The sequence below is a fragment of the Clostridium sp. AM29-11AC genome, from assembly GCF_003480545.1.
Classification (GTDB): domain Bacteria; phylum Bacillota; class Clostridia; order Lachnospirales; family Lachnospiraceae; genus Otoolea; species Otoolea saccharolyticum_A.
Genome location: NZ_QUJI01000042.1, coordinates 1 through 5,662 on the forward strand (window position 1 = coordinate 1; position 5,662 = coordinate 5,662).

Genomic DNA, 5,662 nt, shown 5'->3' on the forward strand with positions numbered 1-5,662 from the left:
AGTGGATATATTGCAAGTTCCCTAAAGTGATAGCCTAACGGCTACACTTTAGAACTTGTGAGGGTGGCAAAGCCCCCCTTCAATCCCCCTTTGAGTGACCGCAGATATGCGGTAAATTGTTGAGTGATAGCCAAGAAGAAAGAGAGGTAAAAGCATGAGTTGGGGCGAGGAACAGCAGAAAGAAATTGAAACAATCAGAGAGAGAAAAATCACAGTGAAATTGTCGGACGCAGATTGTGACCGACTGGCAAGAAAGTGTGGGGAGCATGGTCTGACTATCGGAGAACTGATAGAGAATTTTGTCGGAGATTTAGTGGGCGGTACTTACTCCAATGGAAGTGATGAAAGAGATTATGCTGACCAGTGGTTCGAGCGTTGTTGGTTCGGAATGTTCCCAGAGCCTACACTGCTGAATCACTTATTGAATTTTGGTTATGAACCAGAGCATTATCTGGATATGTTGGAGAACGTAGAGACGATAAAATCCGACATTGAAATCACTAAACAGAACATAGCAGAGCCAAGTGATGAATGGAAAGACATTGTGTATCACAAGTACAATGATGATAGAACAAGCTATGAGTGTGTGCCTTGTTACAATAGTGTTGATGAATATATAGCAAGCGAAAAAGAAGATTTAGAAAGCTATAAGGCAGACTTAGAAGAAGCACTGGAAGAACTGAAAGACATGAGAGCGGACTGGAAGCCAGAGAAAGAGCCGAACATGGACGAGGAAATCGAACTCATTAAGAAGTGGGTAAAGGAAAGAGAGGACTTCATCAATGAATAGGACAAGACCGAAGCAGATAGTTATAAGAGTGTCAGAGGAAGAACTTGCACAGATAAAAGAAAAAGTAGAGCAGTCTGGAAAGAGCCAACAGCAATATATCATTGAAGCCCTCACACAGTCGAACATTGTCAATCTGGACGGACTGAAAGAGATATATCCAGAGCTGAAAAGGCAAGGCAACAATCTGAACCAGATAGCCAAGAAGCTGAATGAAAATGGATATGTGGACTATAAGCAAGAGCTTCCTAACACCATGAAAGAGGTGAGAGAAGTATGGCAGTTATTAAAGCAGTATCTTCAAAAGCAGGCATAGGGCAAGCACTGGACTATGTGACAAAAGAGGAAAAGACAGAGGAGAAGCTTGTCAGCGGTCTGCATTGTGAAGCAGAGACGGCAAAGGAGGAAATGCAGGCTACCAAGGAACTATGGGAGAAAACTGGGGGAAGGACATACAAGCACTTTGTCCAGAGCTACCATAAAGACGAGAAAATCACGCCGGAGCAGGCACACAGGAACGCCTTACAGCTTGCAGAGAATACGCCGGCATGGAAAGGGTTTGAGGTGCTTGTGGCTACCCATAAGGACAAAGACCATATCCATACGCACTTTATCGTCAATTCTGTCAATTTTGAGGACGGGCACAAGCTCCAGTGGAGCAGTGCTGATCTTCGGGAACTGAAGGAGCGGTGCAACGCCCAGAGCCAAGATCAGGGGCTGCACATCCCAGAAAAGGGAAAGACCTTTGAAGGAGCAGAGCGTGAGGAAACAGTGGCATGGAAAAAAGAGACGTACCAGATTCTGAAGCAGGCGGAGCAGGGGAAAGTGAAAAGCTATGTCCAGGACATTGCCCTGGCAGTCCTGGACTGTAAGGAAACAGCGACCAGCCGGGAAACCTTTATCCGGCTGATGAATGAAAGAGGGTACGGAGTGGACTGGCAGGACAGCCACAAGTACATCACATATACCGACTTAGCCAGAGAGCAGGCGGGGGAAAAGGCTTGCAAAATTCGTAATAATAAGCTGGAAAAATACTACAACATGGGTTTTGGGAAGGAGGAACTGGAGCATGAGTTTGAGAGAAATGCACGAACAGCAGAAGTCAGAGCAGGCAAGTCCGAGAGAACAGCTCCAAGAACTGAACCGTCAGAGCCGGACAGAGCTGGAGAACAGCCTGCTGAAGGAAGCTTTAGCTTTGTCGAGCGAGAGCTGCGAGGAATTGATGAAGCAGTCAAATCAAGGACAAGCAAGGGCAGAGCAGAACAGGCAGAGAGACGCAGAACTGAGCAGGCAGCTCATCAGCGAGCTGAAGAAGCAAGTCGAGCAGTTAGAGAACAGCAACGAACTACTTCAGAACGCCATATCAGCCGGAATTGGGAGCCTGAGAGATGAGGTCAGAGAAAGTACCGTCCAAGAGGTAAAAAAGGCGTTACAGGCGAATATAGAGGCGGTACAGAAGGCAACAAAAGCTCTTGAAAAGCAGTCTGATACGCTTACAAGCGTAATGAAGCAGAAAGTCCGGGAGCTGGAGGAAAGCAAAAACAGCTTTTTCAGATATGAGGGCTTGAAGATATACCTGTTTTGGGGCGGTATGGTCTGTAATATTGGGACGTTTTTGATAGTGTTATATTATTTATTTGTCAAGTAAAGTTTTATAAAAATGTTATATATAATTAATGTTTTTTTGTTGAAAATATAGTATAGTAAAACAAAAAGGAGGGGATGCCAATGTACTTGTTGCTTTAGATGCTATAAAAATACATTGACATAGGAGGAAAATTAATGAGAAATATTCGCAGATCTGTAGCGTTAGCTTTGGCAGCAATAATGATGATGGCTATGAATATGGTTAGTTTTGCAGCAGATACAGCTCCTGCTGAAACCGAGGCGGTAGAATCGGTGACTCGTTCAACTAATGGAGAATCTGTTTTGCTGGATAAAGTATATTTTGCGTGTGATGGAAAAAACACAATTTCTTCTCGAGAACCTATTCCTGCTACAGCTTTAGATATTGAAAATAGAATTTTAGGAAGTATGGAGTATTTTTATGATGGTTTAGATTCATCTGGAAGACCGCAGTACACAGTTAAGGCATCTATGACGTCTAATCCATTAAAATTAAAATCCAGTAAACTTGTAACAAGAGCTGAAGGAGTAAATAGTTGGCATACAAATGAAGAAGATCATAATGGGTATACAGGAACTAATTCTCGAAGCTATGTATATACGACTCCGAATCCACCATCAAATCCATATTGTGAAGCAATATTAACCGCAACTGATGAGAAAGGTGACGAATACGCAGTATGGAAAGGAACTCTTCGTGATGCTAAGTAGAAAATACTGAAATATTGGTAAGAGTAGTGATGAAAATAAGAGGGAGTGAAGTGAGGATGAGATATTCTTAATTCACTCCCTTTTTTTAGAGGTCAAAAAGGTGCAATAAATTCATTGATAAGATAAGCGATAAGGGCGAGAGGGAGTGAGGTGTAGATATTGACACCAAAAAGGCACTCCCTTATACTTGATGGAAAAAGGTAAAATACTTCATTGATAAGATAAGCGGTGAAGGCGAGAGGGAGTGAGGTGTAGATATTGACACCAAAAAGGCACTCCCTTATACTTGAGAGAAAAAGGTGCAAAAATCTATTGATAAGATTAGCGGTCAGGCGGAGTAAGGGCAGTATATTATATAATATATCTAAGTAGGAGAAAAATATGCGTAGAAATACAAAAACAATGTATGAGTGGAGAAAGGTATATAGGGATAAAGAGGAGCTGATGTTGGAGAGAGGTTTTCCAGAGGTCAGCCCCCATGAGTTCTATCGTGACTTGTTCCCAGAGGGGAGCTTACAGAGTGCAGAGCATGACGGAAAAGGAAATGTGATTGCAACCCAGATAAGACCATCTGGAAAGGGAAGAACGAAGCAGTGGGTTATAGATGATAGTCTGAATATGCTTGATAAGGTCATAGGGGACGAGTTCGGACTGATACCGCCTATCACGTTCTATGGCAAGACACACACGAAGCAGAACGCACATGAACTGTATGCGGTTGCAATAGATATTGATTATGTCGGAAAACAGCAGTTGAAGAACCTCTTGAAGCAATTCGGGAACGGAGTACAGCTCCGACCGACCTACCTTGTGAGTTCTGGAAAGGGTGTCCATGCCTATTACTTTTTGAAAGAGCCAGTACAGTTGTATCATAATCTGGAAGATACCCTTGCGGAGCTGAAAGAAGCATTTATCCGCAGACTATGGAACGATACGAGCAGTATCAGACCAGACAGCCCAGATATAACAGGTATCTATCAAGGCTTTAGGTGTGTTGGGAGCCAGAGCAAGCTGGGGGCAGACTTCCCAGTGAAAGCCTATAAGATGTCGGATAACCGCTATACTCTGGAAGATATAAAGGACAGCATACCGAACTGTAAGGTTGATTTATCGGTACTTACAGAGAAGCCGAAGAAAGAAAAGAGTAAGCTGTCACTGGACGAAGCAAAGAAGCTGTACCCAGAGTGGTATCAAGAGCGAGTTGTAGAGGGCAGACCGAAGAAAAAAGGCACATGGGTGTGTAATGAAGCCCTTTATGAGTGGTGGAAGAACAAGATTTTTACCGAAGTAAAGGTAGGCGGTAGGTACTTCTCAATCATGGCATTGTGTGCGTATGGCTTGAAATGTGGCATATCTGAAAGACGAATAAGGCAAGATGCCTATTCATTTTTGGAGCATCTGGAGAGCCTTACAGATGATGAGGACAACCATTTTACAAGGGAAGATGTAAAGGACGCATTGAAAGCCCTCAAAGCTGATAACAAGCTACTTTCGACTATGGCAAGCCGAGAATGGATAGAGAAGCAGACGAAAGTTGTCATACCGCCAAATAAGAGGAACGGCAGAAAGCAAGCCACGCACTTAAAAATCGCACGTTTTACCCTTGAAACAATGAATGAGGACAGGGGCAAAGCTCTACAAGGGAGACCAGACAAGGCGAAGATTGTCGAAGAATGGAGAGAAAGCAACCCTCTGGGAACAAAAGCGGACTGCATCCGAGAGACAGGACTTGCAAAGCATACGGTTTATAAGTGGTGGAAGTAGGGCATACTTGAAATGCTGAAAGGCATATGCTATAATGCCAGTAGGCAAGAAAGACGAAAGTGCTCATTGTGGCACGCAAAAAGCCCCGGAGTTGCGACCTCCGGGGCTTTTCTATTCCGTTGTGGCAAGGTGGCTTATGCCTTAGGCTGGCTACCGCCTATTTATCTCCGTCCAGCCATTTGCAGATGTAGTAGGCGACTACACTTGCCAAGACAGAGAGTAAGAAAGACGAAAATATACTCATGGTGGCACACCCCCTTTCTGTACCTGTATAGGGGTGGTAGCGTTGCCCATTATACCATAGTGGCAGAAATGCCACAAGAAGCCATTTCCCCTTGTTTATTATCAGAGCCATAAGGAAAAGAGTGTCAAGGGCGGTCGAAAGACCGCAGCGTTTACCCTTGATACTCTTTTTTGTTGGCTATCATGCCGGAGAGGGAAACGGCTGCCCGTCCGTTCCGTTACTTCCCCTGTGCTGTATTGTCCGTTCCGGAGGAAGAAAGTAAAGGGTGGTCTGCGACCATTTTTTATCTGCTGTACTCGCTGATCGGCAGGCTGAAGCTCATACTGCAGATAAAAAACAAGCCCTTGACTTTCTTCCTCCTACACTTCCAAAGTCGCCCAAGAGGAAGTAAGCTCCACTATATTCTTGGCAGAATATACGCACGAATATATCCGCTTGACAGAAGTGCTACCACTATACTATAATATGTGTAGTGGATATATTGCAAGTTCCCTAAAGTGATAGCCTAACGGCTACACTTTAGAACTTGT

At 44.0% G+C, this 5,662-nt stretch carries 5 protein-coding genes; all 5 read left to right on the forward strand.

From position 1 onward, the window contains the following. Positions 1-154: 154 nt before the first annotated feature. The 5 genes from DW757_RS16810 (at position 155) to DW757_RS16835 (ending at position 4,888) form a co-directional block, all read left to right on the forward strand. Entirely contained in the window at positions 155-790 is a 636-nt protein-coding gene (locus tag DW757_RS16810; protein ID WP_117450096.1) for a hypothetical protein, read from the forward strand. After that, positions 783-1,103 (forward strand): plasmid mobilization relaxosome protein MobC, encoded by a 321-nt coding sequence (gene mobC, locus DW757_RS16815; RefSeq protein ID WP_002595443.1) that lies wholly within the window; start codon positions 783-785, stop codon positions 1,101-1,103. The genes DW757_RS16810 and mobC overlap by 8 nt, the downstream gene beginning before the upstream one ends. Next, positions 1,064-2,179 (forward strand): relaxase/mobilization nuclease domain-containing protein, encoded by a 1,116-nt coding sequence (locus DW757_RS16820; RefSeq protein ID WP_118752302.1) that lies wholly within the window; start codon positions 1,064-1,066, stop codon positions 2,177-2,179. Before mobC ends, DW757_RS16820 begins: the two co-directional genes overlap by 40 nt. Before the next feature lie 390 nt (positions 2,180-2,569). Further along, entirely contained in the window at positions 2,570-3,124 is a 555-nt protein-coding gene (locus DW757_RS16830) for a hypothetical protein (RefSeq protein ID WP_002595445.1), read from the forward strand. 381 nt (positions 3,125-3,505) lie between these two features. Continuing rightward, positions 3,506-4,888, forward strand: a complete 1,383-nt coding sequence (locus DW757_RS16835) for a hypothetical protein (protein ID WP_002595441.1) — start codon at positions 3,506-3,508, stop codon at positions 4,886-4,888. Positions 4,889-5,662: the final 774 nt, after the last annotated feature.